16 protein-coding genes and 4 tRNA genes are annotated in these 15,133 nt (G+C 39.7%); 15 read left to right on the top strand and 5 right to left on the bottom strand.

Annotated elements, in window-relative coordinates; all coding sequences use genetic code 11:
• Positions 1 to 217: 217 nt before the first annotated feature.
• From C9J48_RS01985 to C9J48_RS01975, 3 genes are all read left to right on the top strand, one after another.
• Complete coding sequence (locus tag C9J48_RS01985) at positions 218 to 1,708, top strand: sodium:solute symporter family protein (RefSeq protein ID WP_006231358.1); 1,491 nt, start codon at positions 218 to 220, stop codon at positions 1,706 to 1,708.
• 127 nt (positions 1,709 to 1,835) lie between these two features.
• Positions 1,836 to 2,729 (top strand): PfkB family carbohydrate kinase, encoded by an 894-nt coding sequence (locus C9J48_RS01980; protein WP_181320795.1) that lies wholly within the window; start codon positions 1,836 to 1,838, stop codon positions 2,727 to 2,729.
• Positions 2,730 to 2,742: 13 nt separating this feature from the next.
• Positions 2,743 to 3,375, top strand: coding sequence for a bifunctional 4-hydroxy-2-oxoglutarate aldolase/2-dehydro-3-deoxy-phosphogluconate aldolase (locus tag C9J48_RS01975; RefSeq protein ID WP_006231361.1), 633 nt, complete (start codon positions 2,743 to 2,745; stop codon positions 3,373 to 3,375).
• Between the two features lie 110 nt (positions 3,376 to 3,485).
• On the opposite strand, the gene C9J48_RS01970 is transcribed toward C9J48_RS01975, so the two are convergent.
• On the bottom strand, positions 3,486 to 4,310 hold the full coding sequence (locus C9J48_RS01970) for a metallophosphoesterase family protein (RefSeq protein ID WP_006231362.1): 825 nt from the start codon (positions 4,308 to 4,310) through the stop codon (positions 3,486 to 3,488).
• A gap of 407 nt (positions 4,311 to 4,717) precedes the next feature.
• On the opposite strand from C9J48_RS01970, the gene C9J48_RS01965 reads away from it, so the two are divergent.
• The 5 genes from C9J48_RS01965 (at position 4,718) to C9J48_RS01945 (ending at position 5,853) form a co-directional block, all read left to right on the top strand.
• Positions 4,718 to 4,791, top strand: a tRNA-Cys gene (locus tag C9J48_RS01965).
• Between the two features lie 20 nt (positions 4,792 to 4,811).
• Positions 4,812 to 4,887 (top strand) — tRNA-Gly (locus C9J48_RS01960).
• Positions 4,888 to 4,993: 106 nt separating this feature from the next.
• Positions 4,994 to 5,080 (top strand) — tRNA-Leu (locus C9J48_RS01955).
• A gap of 32 nt (positions 5,081 to 5,112) precedes the next feature.
• A tRNA-Gly gene (locus C9J48_RS01950) sits at positions 5,113 to 5,188 on the top strand.
• A gap of 341 nt (positions 5,189 to 5,529) precedes the next feature.
• Positions 5,530 to 5,853, top strand: a complete 324-nt coding sequence (locus C9J48_RS01945; RefSeq protein ID WP_258191550.1) for a hypothetical protein — start codon at positions 5,530 to 5,532, stop codon at positions 5,851 to 5,853.
• Between the two features lie 127 nt (positions 5,854 to 5,980).
• Here the strand turns inward: C9J48_RS01945 and C9J48_RS01940 are convergent, their stop codons facing one another.
• Positions 5,981 to 6,142: a DUF3012 domain-containing protein gene (locus C9J48_RS01940; protein ID WP_006231364.1), complete on the bottom strand. Its 162-nt coding sequence runs from the start codon at positions 6,140 to 6,142 to the stop codon at positions 5,981 to 5,983.
• Positions 6,143 to 6,362: 220 nt separating this feature from the next.
• Between C9J48_RS01940 and C9J48_RS01935 the strand changes: the two genes are divergently transcribed.
• Genes C9J48_RS01935 through C9J48_RS01915 form a run of 5 tightly spaced genes read left to right on the top strand, consistent with a single transcriptional unit; the run spans position 6,363 to position 9,681 of the window.
• Positions 6,363 to 7,118 carry a 5-oxoprolinase subunit PxpA gene (locus C9J48_RS01935; RefSeq protein WP_006231365.1) on the top strand — a complete coding sequence of 252 codons (756 nt, stop codon included), beginning with the start codon at positions 6,363 to 6,365 and terminating at the stop codon, positions 7,116 to 7,118.
• The gene (gene pxpB / locus C9J48_RS01930; RefSeq protein WP_006231366.1) at positions 7,115 to 7,846 is read left to right on the top strand and encodes a 5-oxoprolinase subunit PxpB; all 732 of its coding nucleotides are present in this window, start codon (positions 7,115 to 7,117) and stop codon (positions 7,844 to 7,846) included. Before C9J48_RS01935 ends, pxpB begins: the two co-directional genes overlap by 4 nt.
• Complete coding sequence (locus C9J48_RS01925; protein ID WP_006231367.1) at positions 7,828 to 8,769, top strand: 5-oxoprolinase subunit C family protein; 942 nt, start codon at positions 7,828 to 7,830, stop codon at positions 8,767 to 8,769. Before pxpB ends, C9J48_RS01925 begins: the two co-directional genes overlap by 19 nt.
• A 37-nt stretch (positions 8,770 to 8,806) precedes the next feature.
• Positions 8,807 to 9,379, top strand: a complete 573-nt coding sequence (locus C9J48_RS01920; RefSeq protein ID WP_006231368.1) for a gamma-glutamylcyclotransferase family protein — start codon at positions 8,807 to 8,809, stop codon at positions 9,377 to 9,379.
• Between the two features lie 50 nt (positions 9,380 to 9,429).
• A complete protein-coding gene (locus C9J48_RS01915; protein WP_006231369.1) occupies positions 9,430 to 9,681 on the top strand; it encodes a hypothetical protein in 252 nt (83 codons plus the stop codon).
• A 69-nt stretch (positions 9,682 to 9,750) separates the two neighbouring features.
• Here the strand turns inward: C9J48_RS01915 and C9J48_RS01910 are convergent, their stop codons facing one another.
• Entirely contained in the window at positions 9,751 to 10,515 is a 765-nt protein-coding gene (locus C9J48_RS01910; RefSeq protein ID WP_006231370.1) for a DUF3108 domain-containing protein, read from the bottom strand.
• 626 nt (positions 10,516 to 11,141) lie between these two features.
• Positions 11,142 to 12,689, bottom strand: a complete 1,548-nt coding sequence (locus C9J48_RS01905; RefSeq protein WP_006231371.1) for a long-chain-fatty-acid--CoA ligase — start codon at positions 12,687 to 12,689, stop codon at positions 11,142 to 11,144.
• A gap of 604 nt (positions 12,690 to 13,293) precedes the next feature.
• On the opposite strand from C9J48_RS01905, the gene C9J48_RS01900 reads away from it, so the two are divergent.
• Positions 13,294 to 13,512, top strand: coding sequence for a hypothetical protein (locus C9J48_RS01900; protein ID WP_006231372.1), 219 nt, complete (start codon positions 13,294 to 13,296; stop codon positions 13,510 to 13,512).
• 189 nt (positions 13,513 to 13,701) lie between these two features.
• Positions 13,702 to 14,175, top strand: a complete 474-nt coding sequence (locus C9J48_RS01895; protein ID WP_006231373.1) for a DUF2947 domain-containing protein — start codon at positions 13,702 to 13,704, stop codon at positions 14,173 to 14,175.
• A gap of 92 nt (positions 14,176 to 14,267) precedes the next feature.
• Here C9J48_RS01895 and C9J48_RS01890 read toward each other — a convergent pair whose 3' ends face one another.
• Entirely contained in the window at positions 14,268 to 15,098 is an 831-nt protein-coding gene (locus C9J48_RS01890) for a pirin family protein (RefSeq protein WP_242610838.1), read from the bottom strand.
• Positions 15,099 to 15,133: the final 35 nt, after the last annotated feature.

The following is a 15,133-nucleotide window of genomic DNA, read 5'->3' as shown; positions in this document are numbered from 1 at the left end:
TGAAGCGAGCGTGAAGGGCATACTGGCAAGTGAAAGGGTACTGAGGGTAATAGCGTTTAGTTAAATATTGCCGTACTGCTATGAAATACAAGCAAGAAAAAAAGCTGGCAAAGTACCAGCTTGAAAAAATAAATACTGACGGAATCAGTAAATCATGGGGTAGTTAACGGCTATCCCCAATTAAATAAAAGCAATGACGGATTATAAGAGGTGTGAGATGAACAGTACACTTTTTCTCACCGGTTTCGGTGTGTATGTGGTTTTTTTAATCTGGCTAGGGTGGTTTGTATCACGCAACCAGAAATCAGGTGAAGATTTTCTACTTGGCGGGCGTAGCCTTCCTTTATTCCTTGTATTAGGTACAACTGTCGCAACGATGGTGGGTACTGGTTCAAGTATGGGTGCAGTTGGCTTTGGTTATGCCAATGGTTGGGCTGGTGCATTGTATGGTATCGGTGGTGCTCTTGGTATTTTACTGTTGGCTAAATGGTTTGCGCCTGTTCGTGAACTTAACTTTATGACCATGAGCGAAGAACTGGCTTACTATGTTGGTGCAAATAAGATTGTTAAGAACGTTGTTGGTGTTTTGATCTTTGTGGCTTCAATCGGTTGGTTAGGCGCACACATTCTTGGTGGCGGCATGTACTTAGCGTGGATTGCAGATATAGACCTAAATACAGCAAAGCTGATCATTGCTGCTGCATTTACTATCTATGTTGTTATCGGTGGTTACACTGCTGTGGTATGGACTGACACCATTCAAGCTATCATTTTGTTTGCTGGTTTCATTCTTATGGCTGTGATGTCGGTAGACTACATTGGTGGCATGGATAACCTTTATGCTGCGATGGAACCTGCTGCAACAAGCTTCTTAGCAATTGATAAATTAGGTATTATTCCTGCTGTATCACTCGCTATGGTTGTGGGTGTAGGTGTACTTGCAACACCGTCATTCCGTCAGCGTATCTACTCGGGTAAAGATGTATCGACCATCCGTCGTTCGTTTGTTATCTCGGGTGTGCTGTACTTATTCTTCTCTATCATTCCAGCGATTATTGGTATGGCTGCCCATGCAATTAATCCTGACTTGAATAACCCTAACTTCTCATTCCCTTATGTTGCAGCAACGGTATTACCTGTTGGTGTTGGCATGATTGTATTGATAGCAGGTTTGTCGGCAACAATGTCGAGTGCAAGCTCTGATGCTATTGCAGGTGTCTCTATCTTGATGCGTGATATCTACATTATGTTCACGGGTAAAGTACCAGCGAAAGACAAGATGGTTGCTTACTCTCGTATTTCGCTGGTGGTTGTAATTGGTTTTGCACTACTGTTCGCACTGACATCGAATGACATTATTAGCTATATCACCAAAATGATTTCAACGGTTATGTCAGGCATGTTTGTATGTGGCATGTTAGGACGTTTCTGGACTCGTTATAACTGGCAGGGTGCACTTGCAACGCTAGCAGGAGCATCTGTTGCATCATTCGCTATCATGTTTAATGCAGATTGGACGACATTCTGGGGTAACCCCGTTATCCCTTCTGTGCTTACAGCATTAGCTGCGGGTGTTGTGGTAAGCCTTGCAACACCAGCAAATACAGTGACTAAAGCTGAAGCAAAAGCCATTCTAGATGCAGAGCGTCAAGCTATGGAACAAGATGCTGCAGAAACAGTATCGACAAAGCCTGTAATGGCAAAATAATTCACTAAAACTAGATGAAATGCGGGTCTTTGTGATGAGCCGAGACCCGCAATATAAATTACTCTTTTAGTACCACTCAAATAAAAATAAAGGTAATAGTGTGAAAATTGCATTTTTCGGCGAATGTATGGTTGAGTTAAGTGGTCAGCCTCTGCAGCGTACCTTTGGTGGTGATACCTTAAATACAGCACTTTATCTTTCTAGGCTGGGTACTTCTCGTCATCATTCTGTTAGCTATGCGACAGCCTTAGGTGTTGATAAGATCAGTCAGGATATGTTGGCATCTTGGCAAGAAGAAAACATAGGGACGGATTTAGTTCGCAAAATTGAAGGCAAGCTACCTGGCTTGTATTTGGTTGAAACGGAACCGAATGGCGAACGCCATTTTCATTATTGGCGTAATGATAGTGCTGCAAAGTTTTATTTTTCTGAACAGTTGTCGCCACTAGAGCTGGCGATTGACTCGCATCAATTTGATGCACTATACATCAGTGGTATCAGCCTTGCGATTTTAGCTGAAGATGCCAAAACGGTATTAATTACGTTACTAGAAAAACACAAAGCGGCTGGGGGAAAAGTGTTGTTCGATAATAACTACCGCCCGCAGTTATGGACAGAAAAACAAGCTCAATACTGGTATGCGCAAGTACTTCCTTTTGTCGATATTGCATTAATTACAGAAGACGATGATCTTCGCGTATGGGGTAAAACTAATATTGTTGAGCGTTGTAAGCAATATGGTTGTAACGAAGTCGTTATAAAACGTGGCTGTGAGCCTTGTAAAATTGTCACCAATTTACAATCAGACGTAACAGAAACAAGCTATGTGGCAGCCAACAGGGTTGAGCATGTTGTTGATACTTGTGCCGCAGGTGATTCCTTTGCTGCAGGGTACTTAGCAGGGCGACTCAATGGTGAATCAGCGTCGTCATCAGCCACGCTTGGTCATCGCTTGGCTTCAACAGTCATTCAATATCCAGGAGCGATTATTCCGCTCGACGCAATGAAAGATATTTTGTAAGGAACAGAAGTTAATGTCTCAGCAACTCATTGAAAAATTGAAAGCATTTAAAGTTATTCCGGTTATTCAAATCAACAGTATTGAGCAAGCCGTACCTTTAGCTAAAACACTAGTAGAAAACGGTTTACCCGTTGCTGAAGTGACGTTTAGAACAGAATCCGCCGCTGAAGCTATTCGTTTAATGCGTGAAGCATACCCACAAATGTGCATTGGTGCGGGAACAGTGCTGAATGCAGAACAAGTTGATTGTGCAGTTGAAGCGGGTGCTGAGTTTGTTGTTGCACCTGGCCTAAACCCGAATACAGTACGTTATTGCCAAGAAATTAATATTCCGATGGTACCGGGTGTTAATAGCCCAAGCCAAGTAGAGCAAGCGTTAGAGCTGGGATTAACATTCTTGAAGTTTTTCCCAGCAGAAGCGTCTGGTGGTATCAATATGGTTAAGTCGTTGCTTGCACCGTATGTAGATGTGTCTTTTATGCCAACAGGTGGTATTGGCGAAGCAAATATCCGTGATTACTTAGCAGTTGATCGTATTCTTTGCTGTGGCGGCACATGGATGGTTTCACCTAAGATGATTGAAGCTGGTCAATGGGATGAAATTGGCAAACTTGTACGTGATGCAGTAACACTCGTACAAGATTAAGACGTTCAGTGTAAAGTGACGTGCGTTATTGAGTACGAATATAAAAAGCCTCTTTCCATTAAACAGTTAGAGGCTTTTTAACATTGAATGATTGTGAATTCAGATAATCGCTAAAACGTACATTGAGTTATTTTACCATCAGCGCTAAACGTAACATCTAAGGTCTGAAATAAAGGGGATACACTGGTAAACGTTGCGATGCAGGTACTCTTGTCGATATTCGCATTGTTCTTCTCACCATGAGCCACAATAACGTCTAACCCTCTAATCGTTGATGTTAACTGTCGAGTTGCCGTTTCAGAAAATTGACTAATTAAGATGATTTTATTGATACCGTTAATTTGTAGGCGATCCACCGTATGACGAATAATCGCTAGATCTTTTGAGTCAGGTTCTGCACCCACAATCTTACTTTGATTAATCAGAGATAAATAGGCGATATCTTCACCGTTAAATGACTGGGTATAAGTATCTGCACGGGTTTTATTTGGGTTATATGCATAGATATTATTACCTGATTGCGATAATCCAAAATCAATATTACTGGCTAGAATAGGCTTGGTTTTCGCCAGCGTGTTGCCATACTTTTTAATGCTTTCAGGTGTAAGTACTAGAGCTGTAATATAAGAAAAGTTAGGTGCTAACTTTGTTTTTTTGATATCTTGATCTGAGTAGAATGCGATGAAGTCGGCATTGTTATTATCAGCCACTTTTTCGGCATTTTGTATTTGCTTCGATAGCCATGTTTCTATCTTTTCTGCTTGTTTTTCATCAGATGAATAAAAATTGTCATTCTTTGATTTTAAAGACGGCAATGAAGGTACTTGAGTCAAAAAGCTAATAGTAACTGATACTGGTTGGTGATGGTTTTGCGGTGCGCATGCTGAAAGTGCAATAACAGCCATGGTGATCAGACCAAAGGTTAGCTTTTTCATTAATAAACCTAGACAACAAAAGAAAGTGTGATGTAGATCTCTATTTTGCGCTATTTGATGAAAAGTAACAATATTTGAAGCGTTAATATTTATACCAAAAAGACCAGGGTTATTTTGAAACAACTATTTGTAAACAAAAGATAAAGGTTTTTGATTTCTGTATGTGTTTAGATTTGTTTGAAAATAATCGTGTGAGAACTAGTTACTGTTTGATTAATAGGCGGTTGATTGTTATTTATTGCGTTTTGGATATAAAGTAATCAAACGATCGAAATAATATGATTTTGATGTTGACTCATACTGAGCAATCCGTAGAATGCAGCCCATACCGCAACGGGGCAACTCATTAACGGTTAGCGATTGAAAGATTGCTTAATTCTTTAAGATGTTTTGGCATTAAAGAATATGGCGCGTTGGCAGAGTGGCTATGCAGCGGATTGCAAATCCGTGTACCTCGGTTCGACTCCGGGACGCGCCTCCATTATTCCTTGAGAATAATATGCGACACTAGCTCAGCTGGTAGAGCGCAACCTTGCCAAGGTTGAGGTCACGAGTTCGAGCCTCGTGTGTCGCTCCAAATTTTGTACTAACGGTCACGTTACATTGGCAGACCGTTATTAAGATGGTGTCTAACCGCTTTTTATAAAGCACATTGGTTGGAGCATCGCAATAAAGAATTGCGTGCCCTGGTGGTGGAATTGGTAGACACAAGGGATTTAAAATCCCTCGGCGTTCGCGCTGTGCCGGTTCAAGTCCGGCCCGGGGCACCATCTATTAAAGTCTGTATCGAAAGATATAGCATGCGACACTAGCTCAGCTGGTAGAGCGCAACCTTGCCAAGGTTGAGGTCACGAGTTCGAGCCTCGTGTGTCGCTCCAAATTGAAAAGCCCAATCAGAAATGATTGGGCTTTTTGACGTTTGTAGCATATTAAAAAGAGTCTCGACGCGTTATCTCTACAATCACTAGCTCAGCTGGTTGATCGCAGCCTTGCCAAGGTTGAGGTCACGCCTAAGCCTTGAAGATCAGGGGTCTCGTGTGTCGCTCCAAATACGAAGCCCTTTTCATTACCCTCTAATTATTTTTGTGAACTGAAATGTTCTATACGAGTCTATTGTCTTAGTTATCTCATACAGAGAGTAAATTAAGGTAACTTCGGTATTACTTAAGACTGGGAAGAACGAGCGTTGAACTATAAAAGAATAATCGCTATTGGTGTAGTGAGCATACTATTAGCAGGGTGTAGCGCGTCGAAACCAGACGATTTAATGGCAATGAACCGTCTTGCTAAACAGCATGCTAAAACGATTAATGAAGCGAAACATGTCGCAATGAAAGAGGGCGTTGAAATAGTAGAAGCTTATGCTATTGGTCCAACCGTTGTTGTTACCCTTAAGGGTACTGATCTTGATGGCTTAAAGAGCTGGATACGGCCAACATTCTGTCAGCAACCGAAAATAAAGCGATTGCTTGATCAAGGGCTGCAGTATGTATTTAGAGATCAAAATGGAGAGGAATACCTTGTTGATAAAACAAGCTGTTGAGGTTTAGTTTTAATGGGGTATTCATCGTTTATCTGTAGAACATCAAAATAAAACGAATTGCATCATAAAAGTGACATAGACGAGGGAAGAAAAGGTTGGCTTCCCTCGTTTACGAATTTGAAGGCGATTATTTCATGAAGCAACTTTTTGCATACTCAGTCGCTTCATTTGCCGTCCAGTCACCTTTTGGCTTGTCTTTCATTTCTTTACACCAATCTTCGCTGCCTACTTCCGGTGCACAAGCCGATAATATAAAAACAGCTGTTATTAGTACTAGAAATTTTTTCATTGTTTTCCCTTCAATTCATTAGTAGAAACTTGCTTGTAAGCGTCTCATTGATTATCCGTGTATTCAAATGATAAATTATTAATGTAGATAAAAGTTTTTTTATTATATGACTTGATTAACAATAGGCTTGTTATAAAGTCTTTTTAGAAAGTTGTGCTTTAATCTATTGTTATAACGTGTTTATACGCTGTGTTGTTAATTTTATAAGCAAGGATTCGCGATGAAATTGAACTGCGATATGGGTGAAAGTTATGGTCCGTGGCAAATGGGTAATGACGAAAAGGTTATGCCATTTATCGATATGGCAAATATTGCCTGCGGTTTTCATGCTTCGGATCCTGATATTATGGCGCAAACTGTTGAATGGGCAGCTACCTACCAAGTACAAATAGGCGCTCACCCCGGTTATGATGACAAGCTTGGTTTTGGACGACGTAGCATCCCTCACGCTTTATCATCAATAACCCATTTAATCGCCTATCAGGTGGGCGCTTTAGATGCCATTTGTCGATTGCATAATAACAAAGTGTCTTATGTTAAGCCTCATGGCGCTTTATATAATGACATGATGGTAAACCGTGATATTTTCGAATCAATAGTAAAAGCTATCTCCGGTTTGAATGTTGAACGAATCAAAAATGCACCGTCTAATGCACTTAAATTGATGATTTTAGCGCGAACCGACAATTCGGCTTATCAAGCAATAGCCAAGCAATATCATGTAGAACTTCTGGAAGAAGCCTTTGCTGATCGTGCATATGATTCTGATGGCTCTTTGGTTTCTCGGTCACAAATTGGTGCTGTTCATCACAACCCTGAAAGAATTAAACTTCAAGTAATTCAATTATCTCAAGGCTATGTTGTTACGCTTGATGGGAAACGATTGGCACTTAATGCCGATACAGTGTGTGTACATGGCGATAATGAAACATCAATTGTGAGCATTGCAGAATTACATAAGGTACTTAATCCATGATAAAGATTGAGCCTGTATCTGAAACCAGTCTGATTATTTATTTAGGCGATCAAATTGATCTTCAATTAACGCAGGTGATCGCACAGTTAACCCGTTATCTAGAGCTGCATTTTGCCGAACAGTTGATTGATATAACACCTTCTTACACGTCAATTTTAATCCAGTACCACCCTTTAAAGATCAACTTTAAGTCTATTCAAGTAAATGTGTTGGCGTGGGCAAGTAAAGAGCTCAAGCAGGGGGAGGATCGTAAGCTAAGCAGTAACGATCAATACACAATTATTCGTGGTAAAACCATTACGCTTCCCGTGTATTATGATATGAGCGTAGGACCTGATTTATCGTCGTTAGCCAAAGAAAAAAAACTTTCGATAGAACAAGTTATTACCTTACATCAGCAGAAAATATATACAGTATGCGCTATCGGTTTTGCCCCTGGCTTTGCTTTTCTTGCATCTGTAGACAATACGATAGCCACTTCTAGGCATGCCGAACCTCGTCTGAAAATACCTGCAGGCAGTGTTGGCATTGCTGATCAACAGACTGCAGTATACCCAAATGATTCCCCCGGAGGTTGGCAAATTATTGGTAACTGCCCTCAGCAATTATTCTCACCAAATACTGACCCTATTTCACCATTTGAAGTCGGGGATAAAGTGGCCTTTGAAGCAATTGACCGTCAAACATTCTTAGATCTCGGAGGGGAAATATGGCCGAATTGGAAGTAGTACGTGCTGGTTCGTTAACTCTACTGCAAGATTCGGGAAGATTAGGTGTTGCGCAGTTAGGTTTAAGTCAAGGTGGTGCATTAGATATGCATGCGTATTGCTGGGCTAACTATTTATTGGGTAATGACATGTCTTGCTCACAACTGGAAATGACGTTAGGACAAGCCAGTTTTAAATCAGATCTTGATATTGTATGCGCGATTACAGGGGCTGATGCTGCTGCCACTATTGATGGTATCCCCGTTAAGCCTTGGCAAACGTTTTGTCTACGTAAAGGATCGTTGTTAGCGTTTAATTACCCAAGAAAAGGCCTACGTACGTATTTAGCTGTAGAGGGAGGCTTTCAATGTGAACCGTTGATGGGCAGTGTTTCTACCATTGTGCGAAATAAAGTGGGGGGGATTGATGGTGGTCGAGCATTACTTGTGGGTGATAAGCTGCCAATGTTAAAGCGTGAGTTTCGTGTGAAGTATACGCACAAAGCGTTATACGTAGCACCGCGTTTCATCCCTGATTATGAAGCACCATTAACGTTAAGAGTGATTGAATCGTATCAACATGCATTGTTTTCTGAACACGATAAGGCAATGTTTTATTCTAATACTTACCAAGTAAGCCCACAGTGCGACCGTATGGGATGTCGCCTTGATGGATCAAGTTTGAATACGGTAGTCGGTGGTATTATTTCTGAAGGGATTGCGTATGGAGCGATACAAGTTCCACCGAATGGATTGCCTATAATTTTGTTCAATGATCGTCAAACATTGGGCGGATACCCTAAAATGGGATGCGTTGCACGGGTTGATATGGCGAAGCTTGCCCAAGCAGCTCCCGGTAAAGAGGTACAGTTCTTGCGTGGAAATATAGAAGAGCTGCAACAAGAATGGATACAGTTTTCGCACTACTTTGGATTACCGTATTAGAGGTAACTTGGGTATACAACATTGGGGTATGAGCTTTATGTATATTTTTGGTTATGGAAGTTTGATTAACAGTCATTCACGTCAATTAACGGGACAAACGGGTAAAGCGATTCCTGCTGTGATACAGGGTTTACAGCGTTGTTGGGGGAAAGTTGACGGTAGTTATAAAATAGCGCCGTTAGTGGCAAGAATCGGTGAAGGACGATGTAATGGCGTATTAGTTGCTGTTGATGACATTGCTTTGAAAGAATTTGATCGTAGAGAAAAAGGCTATCACCGCGTTCGCGTAAATCTTGATAGTATTACCAGTGTTATCGACGATTTTACCTTTGAAGAGAATGAGACAGTTTGGGTTTACGTTAAAGATAACACTGAAGCACCGTGCGAGCATCAGCCAATAGTACAAACGTATGTTGATACCGTATTGGCTGGGTGCTTATCGATTTCGGAGTCGTTTGCTAATACATTTGTAGAAACAACTCATGGCTGGCATCATCCGTTGGAAAACGATCGTCATAAGCCTAAGTATGGCAATTTAGCAGGCGTGCTTGATGAGCATTTATACATAATAGACAGCTTGATTCAACAAGTGAGGCTGCCGTTAAAATAGAACGCAGTTACTGGGCAATATCTTCATTTAGTACATAGTGTAGAAAGTAAATGGCAAAGCCGAACAAAAAAGGTCCAATCAAAACCGTTGATGTATTGTGTGCTGGTTGTAAAACACAATTATTTAAATACCGTAAAGGCGGCAAAGGCGCATTAGTGAAATGTTTTAAAGAACGAATAACGAAAGATTTTACGAATGAACCGTGTATTTGCCCTAACTGTAAGGTGCAATTTGCCCGTGATACTTTAGTACGAGGAACGCCGGCATATAAAATTATTGGTGGTAAAGTAACCGCCAAATAACGGCCAGCTGTTAAAACCGATGTTAATTAAGGCGATTTTCTTTTGTGCAGTAAGACCGCATTTAGAGGTTTATTGTGTTTGTGGTATGAATGGCTTAGAGACAACTTTCACTGGTGGACAGATTATTTTCTTTGAGTTTAATGTCGTTTTTAAGTCGAGAATTTTACGCTTATATGTACCGAGTACTAATTGATAATCTAAATCTGGTGCAAACCATAGGTATAGTTTTCGGTCGCTTTTTCTTGTTTGCTCAACCCGAATTGCCTTCAGTTTGCCAAAGTTCGTATTAATCGTTTCTTGTCCTTTTACTTCAAAATAATAATGATTTACTTCATCGGCATCTTGCAATAAAAAATCAAACGTCTTCTCACCATTGATAACATTTAAACGCATTTGGCTAGCCAGTGCATCAGCGTCCAGTAGTGGCATTGAGTCATCTGAAAATGTCATTGTTACACCGTTAGAATCTACGGATGATTTACTGGCATTATCGCTAAACTTAGCCGTGAATTTTCCAGAAATAAGACCTTTTACGTCTCGATCAAATGATTGAGAAATAAAGCTATTTTTGTCGGGTGACCATTTGTAAGATGAATGTTGTTTTAGAGATGACTTTGTTACTAATACATCTATATTGCTATAGGTATATACATTGACGTTGTTGTTATTCCAATTGATCTGTCGTTCAAATGTACCGATTTTGGCACCATGAAAAAAAACGTTATACGTCAGTATTTTTTTACATTGGTGGTATTTTTTAGGTAATTCTGTAGCAAATAGCGATGATGAAAAGCCCATCAGTATAGCTGTTATCGATAAGTAAACGCTTTTCATACTGCCTCTTGTCTTATTGATATTCTAATTAAGAATAACTCATCATAGTAAACGTTAGCATTTAGCGTCGGTTATCGCAAAATCAAGTTAGAATAGTAAGAGGTATTAAAGAAATCAAGCTGTCAGTAGGAGTAGTTAAATAACTCTATTCTATGTACCAACAATGGACTTGTTTGTCTTTTTAGTATGAAAGAAAATATGGTGACGACATGATTGGCAAGTATATTTGAAGTAATGAATTCTTGTTAGATTACGCTCAACAAAACTTCGTTGTACTCGATGAAAACGTGTTCCTATAGTGCATGAAGGACATTTTTTACCAAACAACATATACAATACACCTAGTGGATAGTGATAAATTATGAATTCAACGCCTTAAGGCTATCAGTCGTGATTTAGCTGAAGAAATTCGTAGTGTGTGAATGAAAGAGATGTTAAATAAGCTGCGGATTAAGTTCAAATAAAATAAGTTAGATTTTAATTTATTAGCATGAGTAGAACCAGAAATTAGTATAAACATACGATTGAAGCTAATTTTATTACTGGTCTACTGTATTTAGTATCTTGGTGAAGGTATAAAGCAACGGCTCACAAATTGAGCCGTTATTACGTTTTATTATGCTTATTTATTTCAGCATTCGCTTAAGAATTTTCCCTGTTGCAGTCATTGGCAACGATTCTAATATTTCAACCTGGCGAGGGTACTTGTAATCAGCTAAACGCTCTTTACCCCAATGAACAAATTCTTTCGATGTTATTTTTCTATCCTCTTTTAGCACCACAAATGCTTTAACTTCTTCACCGTATGTTTTATGAGGTACACCAATAACAGCAACCAGATGTACGTCTGGATGTGTCATGAAGGTTTCTTCAATATCTCGAGGATAGATATTGAAACCACCACGAATAATAACTTCTTTTAAGCGATCGACAACAAATACATAACCTTCGTTATCAATACGTACAATGTCACCCGTATGAAGCCAACCATTCACAATGGTTTTAGCCGTTTCCTCAGGCTTCTTATAATAGCCCTTCATTACGTTATGCCCGCGAATAAGAAGCTCACCTTCTCTACCTTGAGCGACCTCTACGCCATCTTTATCAACCGCCTTCATAGTTACGCCTGGCAATGGCTGTCCAATGCTTCCGGGTTTACGCTTATATTCAAGTAAGTTGAATGCGGCAACAGGTGATGATTCCGATAAACCATAACCTTCAATAACTGGAACATTTAATATTTCTTCAAAGCGTTTTAATATTTCAACTGGCATTGAGGCTCCACCCGAAATAGCAACTTTCATATTCTTTGCAATTTCATTGATATATTCATTGCCGTGTTTTTCAGTAAACGCGAGTAAGCCGATATACATCGTTGGTACACCAGCAAAATGCGTGACCTTATGCGTGTACATCTGTTGCATGACCGTTTTAGGTACAAAGCGTGGAATTAAGACTAAAGCGCTGCCAGCAAGCACTGAGGTATTAAGTATTAGAGATTGACCAAATGTATGAAACAGAGGGAGAACCGCAATACTCACATCGGTGCCTTTTTGGTTGGTTAACGCTTGGCAGGCTTGCGCATTACACAGCATGTTACTTTGGCTTAATTCAGCCCCTTTTGCATGGCCTGTTGTACCTGAGGTGTATAAGATGACACAGCTATCTTCTGCTTTACGGTACACCGCATCAAAATGGACCTCTGATGATGCTAACCATGCATTAAAAGCATGAGTGCCTTCTGGCAAGGCTTCTTGATTATTTTCTGCTTCAATCATGATGAAGTGTTTACAGCAGCTAGCTTGAAGGAACCCGGCATGACCAAATTGACCTGTTGGTAATGCACTATTTCCTTGGTAACAAATCAGTGCGATAGCATCTGAATCATTAAGGTGGTAGGCAACCTCCGCTCCCTTCAGCATAATATTTAAAGGTACTGTTACTGCACCTACTTTTTGAATTGCATAATAGCTAACGACAAAAGCTGGCATGTTTGGGCAAGATAGCGCCACTTTATCATCAGGCTTAATACCTAATTGTACTAGCTGATTAGCCACTTGGTTAACCATGCGATTAAGTTCTTGATAGTTAAATTTCTGTTCTTGAAAAATCAACGCAGTGTTTGTAGGGCAAAAGGTCGCATTGCGCTCTAAATTAGTCGCTAAATTATACATGATTGTATTTATCTTTTTATGAGGCTGCCTTTCGTTTAATCATGTGGCATTAAAGAGTATTGATAAGCGCAAATGTTAACGAGTAAGCAAGCGTGTTATTTGATTATGTTTAGTATTTTATACTCAAATCCCCTCAAGATGCTCGTTCCAACTCGTCTTTGAGGAGTAACTCTACATCTTGAGACTAATTTGGTATGTATCGCTTGTGATTTTTTGCGCATTAAAAAGTGTAAAAGTACAAAAAAGTGATGAAAAATTAGAACGTTTATAGTCGCTGTAAACTGAAGTTGCAGATGCATTTTTAGCATTGATGTATAGAAAAGTGGCCAGTAAAGTCTATAAGTAAGATGTAATCATAGTGCTGAAATAAAAAGTTAATTAAAGAGCTAAAATTTATTATTTCATTTAAATCATGTGGTTATTTCCTTCATTTTTATCTTACTTTTTTCTCGAGATCCTTAGGCCTCAATAAGGCGTTGTTTTTATTGCAGAACATAAAATATTGCCATATCAAATGGACATGACAAATTGAAGTCACAAATTTGACGATTTAGGGTGAGGGTTCTATTTTTATTGGGGTTTAACTGAGAGGAGGAATCAAAAAATGAAAAGAATGAACTCGTCGTATCGTTTACAGGTAATAAAAGAAGTAATGACACGGCGACGGCTTACTGAACAAAATGATCCTATGGCTAATCATATCTCTCAGTTGCTAGATTCTCATGCACATGATGAAGTAGTCAAAGACGTTCCTCAGTATAGCGGAAGTCATTTTGATGAGGATGTTGGTGGCTGGATCAGTAATGCGTGGGATTTAAAATAAAATTATTCAATGTATCTGGTTGGCTAAGTAGAGATAGGGGCGATAGCGGTATACGCTAAACGCCCTTATTAGTATTCGTAATGATGCTGAAACTAGGTTGTCATTATATGAGCGTTTTTTAACAGAGAACTGGCACAATATCGGTGACTGATGTAAATTGCTTCCGTCAATGTTTTGTTAGGTCGATGAATGAACTACGTAGAGTTAGATAAGTATTCTCGCAAGTGGATTTTTACCCACGCATCTATGCCAGTCGCAGCTGCTGATTTGGAAGAAATTAAGCCGTTTACCCAAGCGCGCTCTTCTCAAATTTGGTCGGAGCATATTAGTAAACACAGCCCTGATGCTGATCACTTTGAGAAAGGTGATTGGGCCTCGAATGAACAAATTTGGAGTGAAAATACTGATTGGCAAACTGAGTGGGATAGTGATGATGCCACTTTGCCAAACGGAGTGTTAGAATTCATCGACTGGGAAGATAATACAACGGTCTTCTTTTGTTATGAGAAATACAATGTGATTGAGACCAAATGGGGCGTGTTTAAACGTAATTGGAAGAATTTCTTATTCTTTGATGACGGCCCTATATTGATTGGTCGCAAGAAAAAACAAGTACTATGGTTTAACTCGAATGGTACGTTTAAATCTGCTCACCGCGAGTAGATAGCTTCTATTTAGTATTCGTTATATCGTGTTTATAAGCAGATTTTCAGATTATTAATCGAAATAATCTGAAATCGGCTTTATTTATGTTTTCATATCTCTATATTTCCCATTAGTTCTTCAATTTTTTCCCCTCCGCTTTTTAGATTCTTATGTGATGAATGGATAGAGGCACCAGAACTAATGAGTGGCTGATTTAGCGGTTCACCAAGCACAACGAATAAACGTGTGCCAATATCACTTGTTTTTATTTCTAGAGCGTGTGAACTCAAATCTAATATTGCCATTTGATTGGGTTGTAGCTGATTCCCACTAATATAAGCTTTACCCGAACGTAAATAGATAAAGCCAGCAGTGAGGTTACTCTTTGGTTGGAATGTCCACGTACCGTAAGGAGAAATAATAATATCAAGGTAAACGATATCAATACTATAGCTAACGGGGCTATTAATTCCTTTGTAACTTCCAACAAGTACTTTGGTGGTTGAGTCGGCTTCTTCGACAAGGGGGAGTATTGCGGTTTTGTAATTGGTGCTATAGGCTGCTTCCATTTCCACATTGCCTGCGGGTAATGCCGTCCATAGCTGAAATGTTTCCACTACGCCATTTACTGGGGTTAATGTATCTTTGTGTACGATACCGCTTCCGGTGGTCATAACATGCACGTCACCTCCTTCTAGCGTCGCATGACAGCCAGAAGAATCGACATGTTTTACTTTGCCTACAACAGAGTAACTTATCGTATCGACGCCAGAGTGCCCATGAAAATCTAGCCCAACAGGTTTCATTTTATTTTTGGCGGTAAAATGATCCCACAGCACAAATGGATCGACTTCTGCGATATTACCTGCATCGATAAATGCAGTCATTGCCCCTGCTTTTAATCCGTATCGGATTGTTATTATCTTTCTTGTTTTACTCATATCTAAACCCAAATAAGGTTCAATAGTTAAATCAT

The organism is Photobacterium profundum, from assembly GCF_003026285.1.
Lineage (GTDB): Bacteria > Pseudomonadota > Gammaproteobacteria > Enterobacterales > Vibrionaceae > Photobacterium > Photobacterium profundum.
This window is presented reverse-complemented; position numbering and strand designations above follow the sequence as displayed.

What these genes read in the sequence shown, in the direction of transcription:
- C9J48_RS01985 (WP_006231358.1), top strand. Translation starts at nt 218, where the DNA reads ATGAACAGTACACTTTTTCTCACCGGTTTCGGTGTGTATGTGGTTTTT.
- C9J48_RS01980 (WP_181320795.1), top strand. Translation starts at nt 1,836, where the DNA reads ATGGTTGAGTTAAGTGGTCAGCCTCTGCAGCGTACCTTTGGTGGTGAT.
- C9J48_RS01975 (WP_006231361.1), top strand. Translation starts at nt 2,743, where the DNA reads ATGTCTCAGCAACTCATTGAAAAATTGAAAGCATTTAAAGTTATTCCG.
- C9J48_RS01970 (WP_006231362.1), bottom strand. Translation starts at nt 4,310, where the DNA reads ATGAAAAAGCTAACCTTTGGTCTGATCACCATGGCTGTTATTGCACTT.
- C9J48_RS01940 (WP_006231364.1), bottom strand. Translation starts at nt 6,142, where the DNA reads ATGAAAAAATTTCTAGTACTAATAACAGCTGTTTTTATATTATCGGCT.
- C9J48_RS01935 (WP_006231365.1), top strand. Translation starts at nt 6,363, where the DNA reads ATGAAATTGAACTGCGATATGGGTGAAAGTTATGGTCCGTGGCAAATG.
- pxpB (WP_006231366.1), top strand. Translation starts at nt 7,115, where the DNA reads ATGATAAAGATTGAGCCTGTATCTGAAACCAGTCTGATTATTTATTTA.
- C9J48_RS01925 (WP_006231367.1), top strand. Translation starts at nt 7,828, where the DNA reads ATGGCCGAATTGGAAGTAGTACGTGCTGGTTCGTTAACTCTACTGCAA.
- C9J48_RS01920 (WP_006231368.1), top strand. Translation starts at nt 8,807, where the DNA reads ATGTATATTTTTGGTTATGGAAGTTTGATTAACAGTCATTCACGTCAA.
- C9J48_RS01915 (WP_006231369.1), top strand. Translation starts at nt 9,430, where the DNA reads ATGGCAAAGCCGAACAAAAAAGGTCCAATCAAAACCGTTGATGTATTG.
- C9J48_RS01910 (WP_006231370.1), bottom strand. Translation starts at nt 10,515, where the DNA reads ATGAAAAGCGTTTACTTATCGATAACAGCTATACTGATGGGCTTTTCA.
- C9J48_RS01905 (WP_006231371.1), bottom strand. Translation starts at nt 12,689, where the DNA reads ATGTATAATTTAGCGACTAATTTAGAGCGCAATGCGACCTTTTGCCCT.
- C9J48_RS01900 (WP_006231372.1), top strand. Translation starts at nt 13,294, where the DNA reads ATGAAAAGAATGAACTCGTCGTATCGTTTACAGGTAATAAAAGAAGTA.
- C9J48_RS01895 (WP_006231373.1), top strand. Translation starts at nt 13,702, where the DNA reads ATGAACTACGTAGAGTTAGATAAGTATTCTCGCAAGTGGATTTTTACC.
- C9J48_RS01890 (WP_242610838.1), bottom strand. Translation starts at nt 15,098, where the DNA reads ATGAGTAAAACAAGAAAGATAATAACAATCCGATACGGATTAAAAGCA.